Genomic DNA, 15,886 nt, shown 5'->3' with positions numbered 1-15,886 from the left:
GACCTTCTCCTTTGACGACTGCGACCGCTTCCGAGATCCAGCACGTCACCCGGGCCGATACGGACGATTTCCCGGCCCACCTTTTCGACATCCAGCCCTTCACCCCGCACTGCGAGGTCATCCGCGTCGCGGGCGACCATGCCGTGATCGGGGTCTCCCCGGGCAACAGCTATTTCTCCGCCCGCCGGGTCCACGACCTCGCCCGCTGGGGCCTCGCCCACTTCGAGCGCGTGGACTTCGTCCACACGGATCTGTACGTGGCCGAGATGTACGCGGCGTCCGGCTATCCGCCCGACGACGCCCGGCGCAAGGCGGTGAAGAACCTGCGCGGCGTACGGGCCAAGGTCGTCGGCGCCGTCCAGGCCGTCGACCCCGACGGCACCCGGCTGCGCGCGCACGCCATGTCCGACTTCCGCGGCAACCCGGCGTACCGGGAGATCCACGACCATCTCCAGACCCGGCTGGCCACCGACGACGAGTTCCGCACGACCTGCGAGAAACTCGTGGACTCCTTCCTGTCCGGGAAGACGGCGGCCGAACCGGACGGCGGGACGGGCGGCACGTCGAATGCGCAGCGTGAGGTCTGCCTGGCCTACGTCTGCGCCGAGGCCCCCCTCTTCCTGGACACCCCCGCCATCCTCGGGGTCCCCTCCTCCCTGAACTGCTACCACCAGCTGCTGCCGATGGCCGAGCTGCTCTACTCCCGGGGCGCCGGCCTGCGCGCCTCCCGCAACCAGGGCCACGCCATCGTGACGCCCGCCAAGGGGGACACCGATGTCCACTGACACCCTCATCGACTTCCCGTTCTCCTGGCGCGGCGACCAACTCCCGGACGAGGTAGAGGAGTTGCGCACCGCGACTCCGGTGCGCCGGGTGCGCACCATCGCCGGCGACGAAGCCTGGCTGGTGTCGTCGTACGCCCTGTGCAAGCAGGTCCTCGAAGACCCGCGTTTCAGCCTGAAGGAGACCTCCGCGCCCGGTGTGCCCCGCCAGTACGCGCTGACGATCCCGCCCGAGGTCGTCAACAACATGGGGAACATCACCGGCGCCGGGCTGCGCAAGGCGGTCCTGAAGGCGCTGAACCCGAAGAGCCCCGGCCTGGTGGAGTGGATGCGGGCGCACGCCGCCGAACTCGTCGACGGGCTGCTGCGTGAGGGCGCCCCGGCGGAGCTGCGCGGCGGCTTCGCCGACCCGTACTCGGCCGGCATGCACTGCAGGGTCCTCGGCATCCCCCTCGAGGACGCGCCCCGGCTGATGCGGAGCCTGGACATCGCGTTCATGAACTCGGCCTGCCCGATCGCCGGCGCCCGGCTGAACTGGGACCGGGACATCGCCTATATGGCCAAGCGGCTCGACGACCCGTCGACCACGGGCCTGATGGCCGAGCTCGCCGCCCTGCGCGCCGACCCCGACTACGGCCACCTCACCGACGAGATGCTCGCGACGGTCGGGGTGACGATGTTCGGCGCCGGGGTCATCTCCACCGCGGGTTTCCTCACCATGGCGCTGGTGTCGCTGATCCAGCACCCGGAGCTGCACGCACGGCTCCTCGCCGACCGCACCCTGGTTCCCGCGGCCGTGGAGGAGCTCCTGCGCATCAACCTGTCCATCGGCGACGGCCTGCCGCGGCTGGCGACCGAGGACGTACGGCTGGGAGAGGTGGACGTCAAGGCGGGCGAGCTCGTCCTGGTCCTGGTCGAGGGCGCGAACTTCGACCCGGACGCCTTCCCCGACCCCCACACGGTGGACCTCGGCCGGGAGAACGCCACGGCCCATCTCTCCTTCGGCGGCGGACGTCACTACTGCCCCGCCACCGCGCTCGGCCGCAAGCACGCCGAGATCGCGCTGGAGGTCCTGCTGGAGCGGATGCCGGGGCTGCGTCTCGCGGTGCCGATCGAGCAACTGGTGTGGCGGACCGGGTTCATGAAACGGATCCCGGAGCGGCTGCCGGTGATGTGGTAGGCGGCGGGAGAGCTCCCGTGTCCGCCGATCGCTGACCCGGCGTCGGGCGCGGTGACCGGTCGTGCAGGACCCACGAACCGGTCGCCGTGTCCGCGCGCTGCGAGCAGGGCGTACGACATCACCTCCGGCCCCGGGCGGAACCGGAGGGCTCGGCCGCCGCTACGTCGCCGGGCGCAGCCCCAACTGGTCCCCGATCTCCTGCTGCATCACCTTGCCGGCCTCGAACTCGAGGGTGTCGTCGCCGACTCCCTGGTCGGTGTCGAGGCCGTCCAGCTCCTCCAGCGGCTGGTTGAGGCGGACATGGGCGAGGACGGAGTGCAGGGCGCGCAGGGTCGCGGACGCCGTGCTCCCCCAGTTGGAGAAGTACGAGAACTGCCACCACCACAGCGCCTCCGCGGTGCGGCCGGCGCGGTAGTGGGCCATGCCGTGGCGCAGGTCGGTGATGACGTCGGCCAGGTCGTCGGAGATGCGGGCCGGGACCGGGGCCTTGCGGGGCTCGTAGGGGTCGAAGACCTCCGAGTAGACGTCCACCGGTTCCAGCAGCCGGGCGAGGTGCTCGCGCAGTTCGTCGACGTCCGGCTCCGGGCCCAGGTCGGGCTCGTAGCGCTCCTCGGGGACGATGTCCTCGTGCGCGCCCAGCCGGCCGCCGGCCAGGAGGAGTTGGGAGACCTCCAGGAGGAGGAAGGGCACGGTCGAACCCGGCTCGTCGCCCTTCGCGACCTCGGTGACGGCGACCAGGAAGCTCTCGATCTGGTCCGCGATCTGGACCGCGAAGTCGTCCGGGTTCTGCTCGGTCGCGTGCAGCGTGGCGTCAGACATCTAGAAGTCGTCTCCCCTCGAAGGCGCGGCCGAGGGTGACCTCGTCCGCGTATTCCAGGTCGCCACCCACCGGGAGGCCGCTGGCCAGGCGGGTGACCTTCAGGCCCATGGGCTTGATCATGCGGGCGAGGTACGTGGCCGTGGCCTCGCCTTCCAGATTCGGGTCGGTGGCCAGGATCAGCTCCGTGACCGTCCCGTCGGCCAACCTGGCGAGAAGTTCTCGTATCCGCAGGTCGTCCGGTCCGACGCCCTCGATCGGGCTGATCGCGCCGCCGAGGACGTGATAACGGCCGCGGAACTCCCGGGTCCGCTCGATCGCGACGACGTCCTTCGGCTCCTCGACGACACAGATGACGGCCGGGTCGCGCCGCGTGTCACGGCAGATGTTGCACAACTCCTCCTGCGCGACGTTCCCGCACGTCGCGCAGAAGCGGACCTTCGCCTTGACCTCCATCAGGGCCTGCGCGAGACGCCGTACGTCCGTGGGTTCCGCCTGGAGGATGTGGAAGGCGATCCGCTGCGCGCTCTTGGGACCGACGCCGGGCAGCCGGCCCAGCTCGTCGATGAGGTCCTGAACCACGCCTTCGTACAACGGACTGCCGTCCTTCCTGGGTCCTGCGGTTCCTTACGGTACGTACGGTAGTTGGCGTCGGCCGGTCTTAGAAGGCAAGCCGTGCAACGCCCTGAGGGTCAGAAGGGCAGGCCGGGGATGCCGCTGCCGCCGCCCAGGCCCTGGGCCAGCGGACCCAGCTTCTGCTGCTGGAGGTTCTGCGCGTTCTCGTTGGCCGCGTGGACGGCCGCGATCACCAGGTCGGCGAGGGTCTCGGTGTCCTCCGGGTCCACCGCCTTCGGGTCGATCTTCAGCGCCCTGAGCTCGCCGGCACCCGTCACCGTCGCCTTCACCAGGCCGCCGCCCGCCTGGCCCTCGACCTCCGTCTGCGCCAGTTCCTCCTGCGCCCGCGCCAGGTCCTGCTGCATCTTCTGGGCCTGCTGGAGCAGCTGCTGCATATTGGGCTGGCCACCACCGGGGATCACGATCAGCTCCTTGCGTATTACGGGGTCTGTACGGGGTTTCCGCTCGGTTTCCCGTTCAGCACGAGCCTACGTGGTCCGGGCAGCCGTCGCCCCAGCACTCTTTCGAGTGAGAAGAAGGGCAGTCCTATACCTGATCAAGACCCACTTCCGGGCGGAAAAGAGGCGAAAGGCATCTCTTCGCCACCCATTGGGCGGTAGGAAGGGTCGGCGCGTCAGCCTCAGGTGTTGCGTGACGTCGCGTGCGCGGCGGGGCTCGTACCCGCGTCGCACGTGGGGTCACGCACCGTGATCAGTAGGGAGTGCCGGGTGGGTCAGCCGGAGATGCAGCCCGAGAGGTCGCCTCAGGACGGGCGGGGCGGCGAAGGGGCGGCCGGACTGCGGCCGGGCGATCTGAGGGGGCGGGCGTTCCCGCTCGGGGACTGGGGAGAGCCGGCGGTACGCCTGCACGAGCTGTACCGGTGGGTGGAGCGAGGAGCGCTGGACACGGCGACGTGGTATCTCGCGGACCGGGTGTGGAAGCGGCGGGGGGCGCGGGCCCTGCGGACCGGGGCGGCGGCCGGGGCGGTCGTGGGGGCGGCGCTGCCGCTGCTGGACGTGACGCGGATGGTGAGCGGGGCGGCGCCGTGGGGGTATCTGGCGTTGCTGCTGGCGGTGGCGTGTGTGGCGGTCGACCGGTTCTTCGGGGTGACGTCGGGGTGGATGAGGGACGTCGCCACGGCGCAGGCGGTGCTGCGGCGGCTTCAGGTGCTGCAGTTCGACTGGGCGACGGAGAGCGTGCGGGAGGTTCTCGGGCCGGCCGAGGGCACGGCCGGTGAGGCGGCCGAGCGGTGCCTCGGGGTGCTGCGGCGGTTCTCGGAGGACGTGGCGGAGCTGGTGCGGGCGGAGACGGCCGACTGGATGGTGGAGTTCCGGACGGGGTCCGCGCCGATGGGGATCCAGTCGGCGCTGGCCGGCGGGCACCGGCCGGACGCGGGGGGCGGGACGGGACGGCTGTCGGTGCCGCAGGCGAACGGAACGCGCCCGAACATGCCCCGCCAGCGCCCACCGGAACCGCGGTGACCGGGACTTTCGCCGCCCCGCCCCGATGGGGCCGCGGCCCCCGAACCCCCAGGCCCCGCAAGCGCGCCTGCCGTCACTGACGGGTGTAGGTGAGCTTCTCCCCGGTGGTCGTGGTCACGCGTTCCAGGCGGCCGTCCGGCAGCAGCGTGATCACCGTGGCGGCACCCGGCGAGCAGGAGGTCGCCGGCTCGCCGGACGTCACGGTGGACGGGCCGATCTCCAACGGGCTCTGCTCCCCCGGCCGTTCGGCCAGTCGCGCCTCGAACACGCAGTGGTAGCTGCCGTTCCCGGCCGGGCCGTCGGCGACGAGGGTGAGGACCGGGTCGCCGACCTCGCCCTGCCGGATCGTCAGCCGCCGCCGGTTCGCGCCGGAGGCGTTGTCGATGGAGGCCGTCCAGGTGCCCAGGTACCCGGACGGGATCACGCCGCCGTCCGTCGGTGCGGGCGTCGTCGGAGAGGGTCCCGGGTCGGAGGTCTTCGGGTCGGTGCCGGTGTCCGTGGCCGTGACGGTCGGGGTGCGGGTCGGGTCGTCGCCGGCCCTGTCGTCACCGCCGCCGCTCATGAGGGCGTACACCGAGCCGCCCGCCGCGAGCGCGACGACCAGCGCGACGAGGACGAGCACCGCCGTGGAACGGCCGTCGCGGGCGGGCGGTTCGGGCGGGCCGGCGGGCAGGAGGTACGCCGGCGGCGGGTCATGCGGCGGGGTGGAACCGGGGCCGTACGGCGGGTTCGGACCGAAGGGCCCGTTCGGACCGTACGGCGGCGTCGATCCGTAGGGCGGCGTCGACCCGTAGGGCGCGTTCGAGTCCCCCTGCGGATGGCCGTACGCCGGCTGCTGCGGGTGCTGCTGCGCGGAGCCGTACGCCGGGTGCGGCGCGGGGCCCGGGGGCGGTGATGCGGGCGGGCCGCTCCGCGGGGCGGCCAGCGTGGGGAGTTGGTCCGCGGGTGTCCCGCCGACGGCGGGCGCGTGCTCCGGAGAGGCCGCCGGGGTCGGCTCCGCGGACCCCTGCCCCTGCTGACCGCCCCCGGCCGAAGCCGCGGACCCCACCGGTCCCGCATGTCCTGCCGGTCCCGCCTGTCCTGCCGGTCCCCCCGGCGCCACCGGGTCCTCGGTGTCCAGCAACCGCATCGCGTGCCGCCCCAGTTGGGCGACCAGCGCGCTGGGCAGCCACGGGTCCCGGGAGCGGCCGTCGCTGACGGTGTCGTCGGCGCCCGTACGCTCCAGGATGCGCTCCAGCGTCGGCCGGGCGCCGGGGTCTTTGCGCAGGCAGTCCCGCACCAGGTCGGCGATGCCCTCGGGCACCCCCTCCAAATCGGGTTCCTCCTGGGCTATCCGGAACATCAGGGCGTGCGCGCCGCTGTCCACGGAGCCGAAGGGCACCTTGCCGGTCGCGGCGTACGCGAGCACCGAGCCCAGGCAGAACACATCGCACGCGGGCGTGATCCGGTCCCCGCGCACCTGCTCGGGCGCCATGAACCCGGGCGACCCGACGAGCGCTCCGGTGCGGGTCAGCCCGCTCTCGCCGACCGTCTCCAGCGCCCGCGCGATGCCGAAGTCGATGACCCGGGGGCCGTCGATGGTGACCAGGATGTTCGACGGCTTCAGATCCCGGTGCACGATCCCCGCGGCATGGATGTCCTTGAGCGCATGCGCCAGCCCGGCCGCGAGGATCCGTACCGAACGCTCGGGCAGCGCCCCGTGGTCGCGCCCGACGACCTGCTGGAGGCTGGGCCCGGCGACATACCCGGTGGCGACCCAGGGCACCTCGGCCTCGGTGTCCGCGTCCAGTACCGGGGCGGTCCAGAACCCGCCGACCTGCCGCGCGGCCTGCACCTCCTGCCGGAAGCGGGCGCGGAACTCCTCCTGCGCCGCCAGCTCCCGCCGTACCAGTTTCACGGCGACGGTACGGCCGCGGTCCGACCGGGCGAGATACACGTCCCCCATGCCGCCCGCGCCCAGCCGCGCCAGCAACCGGTACGCCCCGATCCGCCCCCAGTGCTCTACGCCCGGGGGAACCCCCAGCGGATCCCCCGCCCCCGGATTCTCCATCGCACGCCCCCAACCCCGCCCACGCAAACCCCCGCCTACGCAACGGACCCACGATAGTGGGGCGATCGCGGAGGTGAGCGGGGCGGCGTCTACGGTTCGGTAACAGGAACGGCGATCTGGTCGAGCACCTTCGACAACCGTTCCAGTGCACGGACCGCTTCGGCGAGGTCCGCCTCCCCGAAGGCGTCCGCCAGCCGGTCCGCGAAGGCCGCGTGGCCGGGGTCGATGCGGGAGACCGCCGCGCGCCCCTCGTCGGTCGGCGCGAGGAGCTTCGCGCGGCGGTGGGCCGGGTTGGGCCGGTACTCGGCGAGGCCCTTCGTCACCAGCAGGTCGGCGATGCGCTGGACGCTCTGCCGGGTGATGCCCATGGCCCGGGCGATGCCGGAGACGGGCAGTGGTTCGCCGAGCACCGCGCCCAGGACCTGCCACCACGCCGCCGTCAGCCCGGAGGGCCGGGCCAGTTCCTCGGCGGCGCCGAGGAACTGGCCGTTGAGCCGGAAGACACCGAGCGCGCTGCGGCTGAGCAGGTCCTGGCGCTGCACGCTCACAGGACGCCGGCCTTCTCGAGCACGGCGTAGGCCGCCGGGTCGGAGTCGTGGAAGAGGCGGTACCAGGCGTCCACGGCCTCGTCGTCGTACACGGCGAGCAGCCGCAGGATCTCCCGGGCGAACGCGACGGGCTCGGTCGGGCCGGCGGTGACGAGTCCGCCGTCGGTGACGGCGTCGGCCTCGACGTAGCGTTCCCCGCCGGCGTACCCGGTCGCGGCCAGGTAGAAGGAGATCGCGCTGGTGTGGTCCCGGTCGTCGAGCAGCCCTTCACGCGCGATCCCGGCCGTCGCCCCGCAGATCGCGGCCACCGGCACTCCGGCGTCCAGGAAGGCACGGGCGGTGCGGGCGAAGGGGGCGAGGTCGTCGCCGGCGTCCCACAGGTCGGCGCCCGGCAGGATCAGCAGGGCCGCGTCCGACGGCCGTACGTCGGCCAGGGCCAGGTCGGGCTGGACGCGCAGGCCGCCGACCGTGGTGACCGGCTCCCGGGTCGGGCCGACGGTGCGGATCTCGTACCCGGCACGGGCGAGCTGGGCGGTGGCGTGGCCCGGCTCCCAGTCGGCCAGGGTGTCGTACACGGCGAGGTACACGGTCTTGCGGGTGGTGCCGGTGCTGGTGCTCATGGCTCCTCCTGGAGGCTTCCTCGTCCCGAAGATGACAGAATACTGTCACTACGACAGCTTGCTGTCAACACCTGTCCCGCGCCCCCGTCGACAACCTGTCGCGGAAACCCCGCGACCGCAGACAGGACGCCGATATCGCGCCCGCCTCCCCGATATCTACGCTCGCCCGCATGACCCCTCATCCGAATCCCGAGGTCGGCGCCGCCGTGAAGGCCGCGGACCGTGCGCATGTGTTCCACTCCTGGTCCGCGCAGGAGCTCATCGACCCGCTCGCCGTCGCCGGCGCCGAGGGGTCGTACTTCTGGGACTACGACGGCAAGCGCTACCTGGACTTCACCAGCGGACTCGTCTACACCAACGTCGGCTACCAGCACCCGAAGGTCGTCGCCGCGATACAGGAGCAGGCCGCACACCTGTCCACCTTCGCGCCCGCCTTCGCCGTCGAGGCCCGGTCCGAGGCGGCCAGGCTGATCGCCGAGCGCACGCCCGGCGACCTGGACAAGATCTTCTTCACCAATGGCGGCGCCGACGCCGTGGAGCACGCCGTGCGGATGGCACGGCTGCACACCGGGCGGCCGAAGGTGCTGTCGGCGTACCGCTCGTACCACGGCGGTACGCAGCAGGCCGTGAACATCACGGGCGACCCCCGCCGGTGGGCCTCCGACAGCGCCACGGCCGGGGTCGTGCACTTCTGGGCGCCCTTCCTCTACCGCTCGCGCTTCTACGCCGAGAACGAGGAGCAGGAGTGCGCGCGGGCACTGGAGCACCTGGAGACGACGATCGCCTTCGAGGGCCCGTCGACCGTCGCCGCGATCGTCCTGGAGACGATTCCGGGGACGGCGGGGATCATGCTGCCGCCGCCCGGCTATCTGGCGGGCGTGCGCGAGATCTGCGACAAGTACGGGATCGTCTTCGTCCTGGACGAGGTCATGGCCGGGTTCGGACGCACCGGTGAATGGTTCGCGGCGGACCTGTACGACGTCACGCCGGACCTGCTGACCTTCGCCAAGGGCGTGAACTCCGGGTATGTGCCGCTGGGCGGCGTCGCCATCAGCGGGGCGATCGCCGAGACCTTCGGCAAGCGCCCCTACCCCGGCGGTCTGACCTACTCGGGGCATCCGCTGGCCTGCGCCGCCGCCGTCGCGACGATCAACGTCATGGCCGAGGAGGGCATCGTCGACAACGCCGCCCGGCTCGGCGCCGACGTGGTCGGCCCGGCGCTGCGCGAGCTCGCCGACCGGCACCCGAGCGTCGGCGAGGTGCGCGGGGCCGGCATGTTCTGGGCCGTCGAGCTGGTGCGCGACCGGGAGACCCGCGAGCCGCTCGTGCCCTACAACGCGGCCGGCGAGGCCAACGCCCCCATGGCCGCGTTCGGTTCCGCCATGAAGGCGGGCGGTGTGTGGCCGTTCGTGAACATGAACCGCACGCATGTCGTCCCGCCGTGCAACGTGAGCGAGGCCGAACTGAAGGAGGGTCTGGCCGTGCTGGACGCCGCGCTCTCGGTCGCCGACGAGTACACGCGCTAGCCGCGCCGGGGGCGGCGAAGGAGCCGTTCGCCGGGAAGCCTCCCGGCCGGGCCGAACGCGTAAGGTGGCGTGCTCGTAGACATGTGTGCGCACGCCACCTCATCGCCTCGACGGGAGACGCCCTGACCATGCCCGGCACCGGCGGCAACGGCTCCGTGACCCGGAGCACCCTGCGGCAGCAGATCGCGGACGCGCTGCGGGACGAGGTGCTGGCCGGGCGGCTCCAGGCGGGCCGGGAGTTCACCGTCAAGGAGATCGCCGAGCAGTACGGCGTCTCCGCGACACCGGTCCGTGAGGCGCTCGTCGACCTCTCCGCACAGGGCCTGCTGGAGGCCGACCAGCATCGCGGCTTCCGGGTGCACGAGTACTCCGTCGAGGACTACCGGGGCATCCTCGAGGCCCGCGGCCTGGTCATCGACGGCATGTTCCAGGTCCTCGCCACCGACCCGGTGGGCCAACGGGACCCCGACGACCCGCGTGTCCGCGCCGCCGTCGCGGGGGTGCGCCGCCGCGCCGAGGAGTCCCAACGGGCCGCCAACGCCGGTGACCTGACCGTGCTCATCGGCTACGACCTGCGGTTCTGGCGAGAGCTCGGCGCCCTCTTCGGCAACCCCTACCTCGCCGACTTCCTGCACCGGCTGCGGGTGCAGTCCTGGGTCTGCGCGGTCCAGCATCTGCGCGGCATCGACGACCTGCGCGGCCATCTGTGGTCCCGGCACACCGACCTGGTCGACGCCCTGATGCTCCGTGACCTGGCCGGCGCCCGCGCGATCATCGCCGCCTACGACGCCGACTCCCTCGCCCTGATCGAACGGCTGGCGGCCGGATGATGCGAAACCGCCCGCCCGGGACGCCTGCTGCGGCACTGTGAAACCCCGTCGGCCGCTTCGGTAGGTGCGTGGACCGAGGATGGGTATGGGTCCCTGCACGAGGGGATCCGCCCCCGACCCGCACCGATTACCCTGCCCTGACCACTGTGCTACGCCTTAGCCACGCCGTGCGACCGCTGTGTGAGGAGCCCTCTTTTGGCCTGTGACCTGTGGCTGGTACCGCTCGTCGACGTGTTGTGCCACACGCCCGACAACCCGTTCGCCGAGGAACTCGCGCAATACAACAACGTGCTCGCCGAGGCCGGGCTGCCGCCGGTGCCGGTGTACCAGTACATGCCGGGCTTGTCCGGTGACGTCGCCCCCGTCGCCGGGTTCGACTACGACGCGCTGCACTTCCTGCGCCGCGCCTACCTGCTCCAGGTCTGCGGCCTGCCGGTCACGCCGGTGGACGAACTGGGCGGTGACTACGAGCAGCTGCTGGAGATGTTCGAGTCGACGGCCCAGCAGTCGCACCTGGTCTGGCACTACGACCACGCGGGCGCCTACGTCCCCGTCGACTTCCCCCACCCGCTCTCCAGCGAAGAGCTCCTGGCGGGCGGCGGGCCGCTCGGCTCCGCCCAGTCACTGCTGCGCGAGCTGGAGTTCGTGGCCCCGGTGATCGGCATCGACCCGGCCAACCCGCCGGCGGCCCCGCAACCCCCGCAAGGACCCACGGCCCTGGAGGAACCGGCCGTACCCGCGCCCTACGACGCGAGCCCCTTCGCCCGTGAACGGCATGTGTGGCTGGGACTGCACGCGGCGGCGACGCGGAGTCTGGCGCAGGGGTCGATGATCGTCTTCAGCTGATCCTGATCTGCTTCAACCGGGACAAGCCCTTCCGTCCGCCGTCGAGGTCCATCACCGGCGTGTGCACCGCCATTCGACTTCCGCGACGCGATGACCCCGACGGCCCGGACCCCACCGCATCCGGCAGGGCCTGGGCCGCCTTCGTCGCGCTACCCGTCGGCCGGCGCGACCAGGCCCTTGGAGATCAGAGCCAACGCTGGTACTTACCGCCGTTGTCGGGCTTGGTGTAGACGGAGCCGGACGCGTTGCTGTCCAGGATGCGTCCGGTCGCCTTGTTCTTCAGGCGCCACCCGGTAGCGGTCTTCGTTTCGAACCACTTCTGATTGTTTCCGCCATTGCAGGAAATGCCGTAGACGGACCCACTGGCGTTACTGTCCAGGCACTTGGTGCCCGTGCTGTAACCGTCGTACTTGATGGTGAACGAGCCGTCGGAGTTCTTGGACTCGACCCATCCACCGGCATTCCGCTTACTCGTGAGCACCTTCGTCCCGGTGCCGGTGATGCCGGTGTCCATGCCGAGGTAGCGGCCTGTTGCGGCGTTCTTCCACGTGACCCGGTCCGCCGCGACAGCGCTACCCGAAGCCGCCAGCAAAACGGCGGATGTAAGCGCGGTGGTCGACAGGACGACGGTCAAGCGCTTCTTATTCATGAGATACCCCCTACTGAAAAGCCATGACCGGTTGCGGCAGGCAAACCGGTCCGCCGCTGGTCAGGCGGCACTTGGACAACCTAACAGGGGTTGATCAGATACCACAAAGGTAATGAATTATGACCACTAAAGTTCCGATATGACTCAAATGCACCAAGTCGGCCCATGACCCCTCAAAACGACCTGAGAACTCTGGTAACATCAGGTTCTATCTATACTTAGAATCAAAATTCTGGGCTTTGGGCGCCCCCAGACGGAGGCAGGGAAGTGGAAAAGGATCACCTTGACAAGGTGCTGACGATCCCAAACGCTTTGAGCGCCCTGCGGGTTGCCGGAGTCCCAGTTTTCTTGTGGCTCGTCCTCCAGCCCTACTTCGGAAATCCGAGTCGTGACGGATGGGCGATCGCCATTCTGGTGGTCAGCGGTGTCACCGATTACCTCGACGGGAAACTGGCTCGCCGATGGAACCAGATAACCCGCCTCGGTCAAGTACTGGATCCGGCAGCTGACCGGCTCTACACGATTTCCACGTTGCTCGCGCTGGTCTTGCGGGACATCATCCCTTGGTGGTTCCTGGTCCTGCTTCTCGCGCGTGACGTATTCATGGCCGTCAATATTGCCGTCCTGCGGCGGATCGGATACGGGCCGCTCAAGGTCAATTTCATTGGCAAGGCGGCCACCTTCAACCTCATGTACGCATTCCCACTCCTCCTGTTGGCCGACGGAGGGGATTCGTTGGCTCAGTTCGCACGCATTTTTGGATGGGCGCTGGCGATCTGGGGAGCCGCACTGTACTGGTGGTCTGCGGCTCTTTACACGACGCAGGTGCGCAGACTGAGGCTGGCCGCCGTCCAGTAGCCGAGAAATCCCCTGTACACACAGAGCTGCGCCGCGTCCGGGAGCCGGACGCGGCGCAGCTTCAGTGACTGCAGCGGCTTTCTCGCCTACAGGAACGAGTTGATCTCGATCGTCTCGTCCCGGCCCGGGCCCACGCCGATCGCGGAGATCGGCGCGCCGGACATCTCCTCCAGCGCCTTGACGTACGCCTGGGCGTTCTTCGGCAGGTCGGAGAACGACTTGGCCTTCGAGATGTCCTCCGACCAGCCGGGCAGCATCTCGTAGACCGGCTTGGCGTGGTGGAAGTCGGTCTGGGAGTACGGGAGTTCCTCGACGCGCTTGCCGTCGATCTCGTACGCCACGCAGACCGGGATCTGCTCCCAGCCGGTGAGGACGTCCAGCTTGGTGAGGAAGAAGTCGGTGAGGCCGTTGACGCGGGTCGCGTACCGGGCGATGACCGCGTCGAACCAGCCGCAGCGGCGGTCCCGGCCGGTCGTCACGCCCCGCTCGCCACCGATGCGGCGCAGCGCCTCGCCGTCCTCGTCGAAGAGTTCGGTCGGGAACGGACCGGCGCCGACACGCGTGGTGTACGCCTTGAGGATGCCGATCACACGGCTGATCTTCGTCGGGCCCACGCCCGCGCCCGTGCAGGCGCCGCCCGCGGTCGGGTTGCTGGACGTCACGAAGGGGTACGTGCCGTGGTCGATGTCGAGCAGGGTGCCCTGGCCGCCCTCGAAGAGGACCACCTTGTCGTCCTCCAGGGCCTGGTTGAGGACCAGGACCGTGTCGGCGACGAACGGCTTGATCTTCTCGGCGTAGCCCAGCAGCTCCTCGACGACCTGCTCGACGGCGATCGCGCGCCGGTTGTAGAGCTTGGTGAGGACCTGGTTCTTGACGTCGAGGGCCGCCTCGACCTTCTGCGTCAGGATCGACTCGTCGTAGAGGTCCTGGACTCGGATGCCGACACGGTTGATCTTGTCGGCGTAGGTCGGGCCGATGCCGCGACCGGTGGTGCCGATCTTCCGCTTGCCGAGGAAACGCTCCGTCACCTTGTCGACCGTCACGTTGTACGGCGTGATGATGTGCGCGTTTCCGCTGATCAGGAGCTTGGACGTGTCGACGCCGCGCTCGTTCAGACCGCTCAGCTCGGAGAGCAGGACCGACGGGTCGACGACGACGCCGTTGCCGATGACCGGGGTGCACCCCGGGGACAGGATTCCGGAAGGGAGAAGGTGCAGGGCGTACTTCTGATCGCCCACGACCACCGTGTGGCCGGCGTTGTTACCGCCCTGGTAACGCACCACGTAGTCGACGGAGCCGCCTAGCAGGTCCGTCGCCTTTCCCTTACCTTCGTCACCCCACTGAGCACCGAGCAGCACAAGTGCGGGCACGCGCGTACACCCCTTCCGGGCGGGGCATGTCCAAGGTCAGGGGTGTACACGGAGGGTCTTGACCGTGTACACCACGACAGGTCGCGACCGTCGTTGGCCGTGAACCGTCGGACCGGATGGCCCCGGAATAGACGAAGCCCCTGGCGCAATAGCGCAAGGGGCTCTTGCACAAAGATGCTACCCGAGGAAGCGAGGCATGGCCGAGGTGGCGACTTTCGCGATGTCCGATCAGCTGCTGGTGGTCGTCGATCCGGTTGCTCGCAGGACGGACGGGGAGTCCGTCAGGATCGCGAAAGACGTGCTCAGCGCGGGTGCGGCGACGAAGGTGTGCCTGCCGGACGGGCCGGACGAGTTCGCCCGGGCACTGGCTCGGCGCGGGTCGCGCCGGCCGGTGGTGGTGGGCGACGACCGGGCGCTGACGCGGGCGGTGTCCCTGCTGCACCGGCAGCGGGAGCTGGCCGAATGCGTGCTGGCCATGGTGCCGGTCGGAGGCGCCCTGTCGCTGGCCCGTTCCCTCGGCGTGCCGACGGGGGCGGTGGCGGCGGCTCGGGCGGTGCTGGAGGGGGCGGAGCGGCGCCTGGACCTGCTCGTGGACGACAGCGACGGGGTGGTGCTGGGCACGCTGCGGATCCCGCCGGTCCGGGCCTTCGACGCCGAGCCGGCCGGGGCGACCGCGGTGGGCCCGGGTGCCGGGCGGCCCTGGCTGCGCACCTGCCAGTCGCTGGTCCGCACCCTGGTGCCGGCGCGGGGCGTCACCCCGGTCGGGCCGGCACGGCTGCGGATCGAGGTCGACGGCTCGACGCTGGTGGACCTCGACCAGCCGCTGGAGTCGGTGTCGGTGACGCCGGGCGCCGCCGGGACGGCCGAGGTGGAGGTACGGCCCGCCTCGGTCGGGGCGGAGGCGACGCCGCTGCGGGCCGAGGGGCACTCGGTGACGGTGTCGGGCGCGCACTTCCGCTACGGGGCGGACACGGAGGTGTGGGGACCGGTACGGACGCGCACCTGGGTGGTCCGGTCGGGGGCTTGGGGGCTCACGGTGCCGACGGCGGGGTGAGGTCAGATCTGGGCCTGCGCGGGTGGTTCGAAGCCGTCGGTGTCCAGGGGGCGTCCGAACGGATCCGGGTTCCGGGCGCCGAGGCCGCGTCAGCCCTGTCCGAAGGTCTTCTCCCGGTGTACCCGCCACCGCTCCATCATGGCCGTGACCTCGCCCTCGACGAACTCGAAGAAGGCGAGCGTCTCGGCCAGGCGGCGGCCTGCCGGGGTGTCTTCGCCGAGGCTGTCGACGCCCTCGCGCAGCGCCGCCTCCCAGCGTTTGAGGACCGCCTCGCGGTTGGTCAGGGCCTCGTACCACTGGTCGCCGCGCACCCGGTATCGCTCACGGCGTGAACCGGGCTCCCGCTCCCGCGACACCATGTGCGTCTGGGCCAGGTAGCGCACCGCGCCGGACACCGCGGCCGGGCTGACCTGGAGCTGTTCGCCGAGTTCGGCGGAGGTCAGGGCGCCGGAGTCGGAGGCGAGCAGCGCGGCGAAGACGCGGGCGGCCATGCGCTGCATTCCCGCCTCGACGAGCTGGGCCGCGAATCCCTCGACGAAGTTCGACACCGACTCGGGGTCGCGCCCCGCCGCACCCGGTTCCACCATCCGTAGATCATCTCCCTGCGTCCGCCGCGCTCGCACGCCGGGTTCGAGTCTATCTGGGATTCATACGATTCCT

General features: G+C 70.7%; 17 protein-coding genes. 8 read left to right on the top strand and 9 right to left on the bottom strand.

Annotation, left to right across the window (positions count from 1 at the left end; all coding sequences use genetic code 11):
• The first annotated feature begins 11 nt into the window (after positions 1–11).
• Complete coding sequence (locus tag ACHBTE_RS25985) at positions 12–785, top strand: tRNA-dependent cyclodipeptide synthase (RefSeq protein ID WP_394726506.1); 774 nt, start codon at positions 12–14, stop codon at positions 783–785.
• A complete protein-coding gene (locus ACHBTE_RS25980; RefSeq protein ID WP_394726505.1) occupies positions 775–1,962 on the top strand; it encodes a cytochrome P450 in 1,188 nt (395 codons plus the stop codon). The genes ACHBTE_RS25985 and ACHBTE_RS25980 overlap by 11 nt, the downstream gene beginning before the upstream one ends.
• A gap of 159 nt (positions 1,963–2,121) precedes the next feature.
• On the opposite strand, the gene ACHBTE_RS25975 is transcribed toward ACHBTE_RS25980, so the two are convergent.
• The 3 genes from ACHBTE_RS25975 to ACHBTE_RS25965 all read right to left on the bottom strand — a co-directional run bounded on the left by ACHBTE_RS25975 (position 2,122) and on the right by ACHBTE_RS25965 (position 3,816).
• Positions 2,122–2,781 carry a DUF5063 domain-containing protein gene (locus ACHBTE_RS25975; protein WP_394726504.1) on the bottom strand — a complete coding sequence of 220 codons (660 nt, stop codon included), beginning with the start codon at positions 2,779–2,781 and terminating at the stop codon, positions 2,122–2,124.
• Positions 2,774–3,373 carry a recombination mediator RecR gene (recR, locus tag ACHBTE_RS25970; protein ID WP_030053254.1) on the bottom strand — a complete coding sequence of 200 codons (600 nt, stop codon included), beginning with the start codon at positions 3,371–3,373 and terminating at the stop codon, positions 2,774–2,776. Before recR ends, ACHBTE_RS25975 begins: the two co-directional genes overlap by 8 nt.
• Before the next feature lie 98 nt (positions 3,374–3,471).
• Positions 3,472–3,816: a YbaB/EbfC family nucleoid-associated protein gene (locus tag ACHBTE_RS25965; RefSeq protein WP_394726501.1), complete on the bottom strand. Its 345-nt coding sequence runs from the start codon at positions 3,814–3,816 to the stop codon at positions 3,472–3,474.
• Between the two features lie 306 nt (positions 3,817–4,122).
• On the opposite strand from ACHBTE_RS25965, the gene ACHBTE_RS25960 reads away from it, so the two are divergent.
• The gene (locus tag ACHBTE_RS25960; RefSeq protein ID WP_394726500.1) at positions 4,123–4,875 is read left to right on the top strand and encodes an SLATT domain-containing protein; all 753 of its coding nucleotides are present in this window, start codon (positions 4,123–4,125) and stop codon (positions 4,873–4,875) included.
• A 73-nt stretch (positions 4,876–4,948) separates the two neighbouring features.
• Here ACHBTE_RS25960 and ACHBTE_RS25955 read toward each other — a convergent pair whose 3' ends face one another.
• From ACHBTE_RS25955 to ACHBTE_RS25945, 3 genes are all read right to left on the bottom strand, one after another.
• Entirely contained in the window at positions 4,949–6,925 is a 1,977-nt protein-coding gene (locus ACHBTE_RS25955) for a protein kinase (RefSeq protein ID WP_394726498.1), read from the bottom strand.
• An 89-nt stretch (positions 6,926–7,014) separates the two neighbouring features.
• Complete coding sequence (locus ACHBTE_RS25950; RefSeq protein ID WP_394726497.1) at positions 7,015–7,473, bottom strand: MarR family winged helix-turn-helix transcriptional regulator; 459 nt, start codon at positions 7,471–7,473, stop codon at positions 7,015–7,017.
• Positions 7,470–8,093: a type 1 glutamine amidotransferase family protein gene (locus ACHBTE_RS25945; RefSeq protein WP_394726495.1), complete on the bottom strand. Its 624-nt coding sequence runs from the start codon at positions 8,091–8,093 to the stop codon at positions 7,470–7,472. Before ACHBTE_RS25945 ends, ACHBTE_RS25950 begins: the two co-directional genes overlap by 4 nt.
• Before the next feature lie 170 nt (positions 8,094–8,263).
• Here ACHBTE_RS25945 and ACHBTE_RS25940 point away from each other — a divergent pair, with 170 nt between their 5' ends.
• From ACHBTE_RS25940 to ACHBTE_RS25930, 3 genes are all read left to right on the top strand, one after another.
• A complete protein-coding gene (locus ACHBTE_RS25940) occupies positions 8,264–9,619 on the top strand; it encodes an aspartate aminotransferase family protein (protein ID WP_394726493.1) in 1,356 nt (451 codons plus the stop codon).
• A gap of 128 nt (positions 9,620–9,747) precedes the next feature.
• Positions 9,748–10,449, top strand: a complete 702-nt coding sequence (locus ACHBTE_RS25935) for a GntR family transcriptional regulator (RefSeq protein WP_394726578.1) — start codon at positions 9,748–9,750, stop codon at positions 10,447–10,449.
• Positions 10,450–10,644: 195 nt separating this feature from the next.
• Entirely contained in the window at positions 10,645–11,295 is a 651-nt protein-coding gene (locus tag ACHBTE_RS25930) for a hypothetical protein (protein ID WP_394726492.1), read from the top strand.
• 184 nt (positions 11,296–11,479) lie between these two features.
• Here the strand turns inward: ACHBTE_RS25930 and ACHBTE_RS25925 are convergent, their stop codons facing one another.
• Positions 11,480–11,944 carry an RICIN domain-containing protein gene (locus tag ACHBTE_RS25925; protein ID WP_394726490.1) on the bottom strand — a complete coding sequence of 155 codons (465 nt, stop codon included), beginning with the start codon at positions 11,942–11,944 and terminating at the stop codon, positions 11,480–11,482.
• Between the two features lie 267 nt (positions 11,945–12,211).
• Between ACHBTE_RS25925 and ACHBTE_RS25920 the strand changes: the two genes are divergently transcribed.
• Entirely contained in the window at positions 12,212–12,802 is a 591-nt protein-coding gene (locus tag ACHBTE_RS25920) for a CDP-alcohol phosphatidyltransferase family protein (RefSeq protein WP_394726488.1), read from the top strand.
• Between the two features lie 86 nt (positions 12,803–12,888).
• On the opposite strand, the gene ACHBTE_RS25915 is transcribed toward ACHBTE_RS25920, so the two are convergent.
• A complete protein-coding gene (locus tag ACHBTE_RS25915) occupies positions 12,889–14,172 on the bottom strand; it encodes an adenylosuccinate synthase (protein ID WP_394726487.1) in 1,284 nt (427 codons plus the stop codon).
• Positions 14,173–14,368: 196 nt separating this feature from the next.
• Here ACHBTE_RS25915 and ACHBTE_RS25910 point away from each other — a divergent pair, with 196 nt between their 5' ends.
• Positions 14,369–15,226, top strand: a complete 858-nt coding sequence (locus ACHBTE_RS25910; RefSeq protein WP_394726485.1) for a diacylglycerol kinase family protein — start codon at positions 14,369–14,371, stop codon at positions 15,224–15,226.
• An 89-nt stretch (positions 15,227–15,315) separates the two neighbouring features.
• Here the strand turns inward: ACHBTE_RS25910 and ACHBTE_RS25905 are convergent, their stop codons facing one another.
• A complete protein-coding gene (locus ACHBTE_RS25905; RefSeq protein ID WP_394726483.1) occupies positions 15,316–15,813 on the bottom strand; it encodes a GbsR/MarR family transcriptional regulator in 498 nt (165 codons plus the stop codon).
• Between the last annotated feature and the right edge of the window lie 73 nt (positions 15,814–15,886).

The sequence above is a fragment of the Streptomyces sp. M41 genome, from assembly GCF_043673425.1.
GTDB lineage: Bacteria > Actinomycetota > Actinomycetes > Streptomycetales > Streptomycetaceae > Streptomyces.
Note: the sequence above shows the minus strand (reverse complement) of the source record. Positions and strands in the feature narration are given on the sequence as shown.

Excerpts from the sequence above, each read along its gene's own strand:
- ACHBTE_RS25980 (WP_394726505.1), top strand. The coding sequence starts at position 775 with ATGTCCACTGACACCCTCATCGACTTCCCGTTCTCCTGGCGCGGCGAC.
- ACHBTE_RS25975 (WP_394726504.1), bottom strand. The coding sequence starts at position 2,781 with ATGTCTGACGCCACGCTGCACGCGACCGAGCAGAACCCGGACGACTTC.
- ACHBTE_RS25955 (WP_394726498.1), bottom strand. The coding sequence starts at position 6,925 with ATGGAGAATCCGGGGGCGGGGGATCCGCTGGGGGTTCCCCCGGGCGTA.
- ACHBTE_RS25945 (WP_394726495.1), bottom strand. The coding sequence starts at position 8,093 with ATGAGCACCAGCACCGGCACCACCCGCAAGACCGTGTACCTCGCCGTG.
- ACHBTE_RS25940 (WP_394726493.1), top strand. The coding sequence starts at position 8,264 with ATGACCCCTCATCCGAATCCCGAGGTCGGCGCCGCCGTGAAGGCCGCG.
- ACHBTE_RS25935 (WP_394726578.1), top strand. The coding sequence starts at position 9,748 with ATGCCCGGCACCGGCGGCAACGGCTCCGTGACCCGGAGCACCCTGCGG.
- ACHBTE_RS25925 (WP_394726490.1), bottom strand. The coding sequence starts at position 11,944 with ATGAATAAGAAGCGCTTGACCGTCGTCCTGTCGACCACCGCGCTTACA.
- ACHBTE_RS25910 (WP_394726485.1), top strand. The coding sequence starts at position 14,369 with ATGGCCGAGGTGGCGACTTTCGCGATGTCCGATCAGCTGCTGGTGGTC.
- ACHBTE_RS25905 (WP_394726483.1), bottom strand. The coding sequence starts at position 15,813 with ATGGTGGAACCGGGTGCGGCGGGGCGCGACCCCGAGTCGGTGTCGAAC.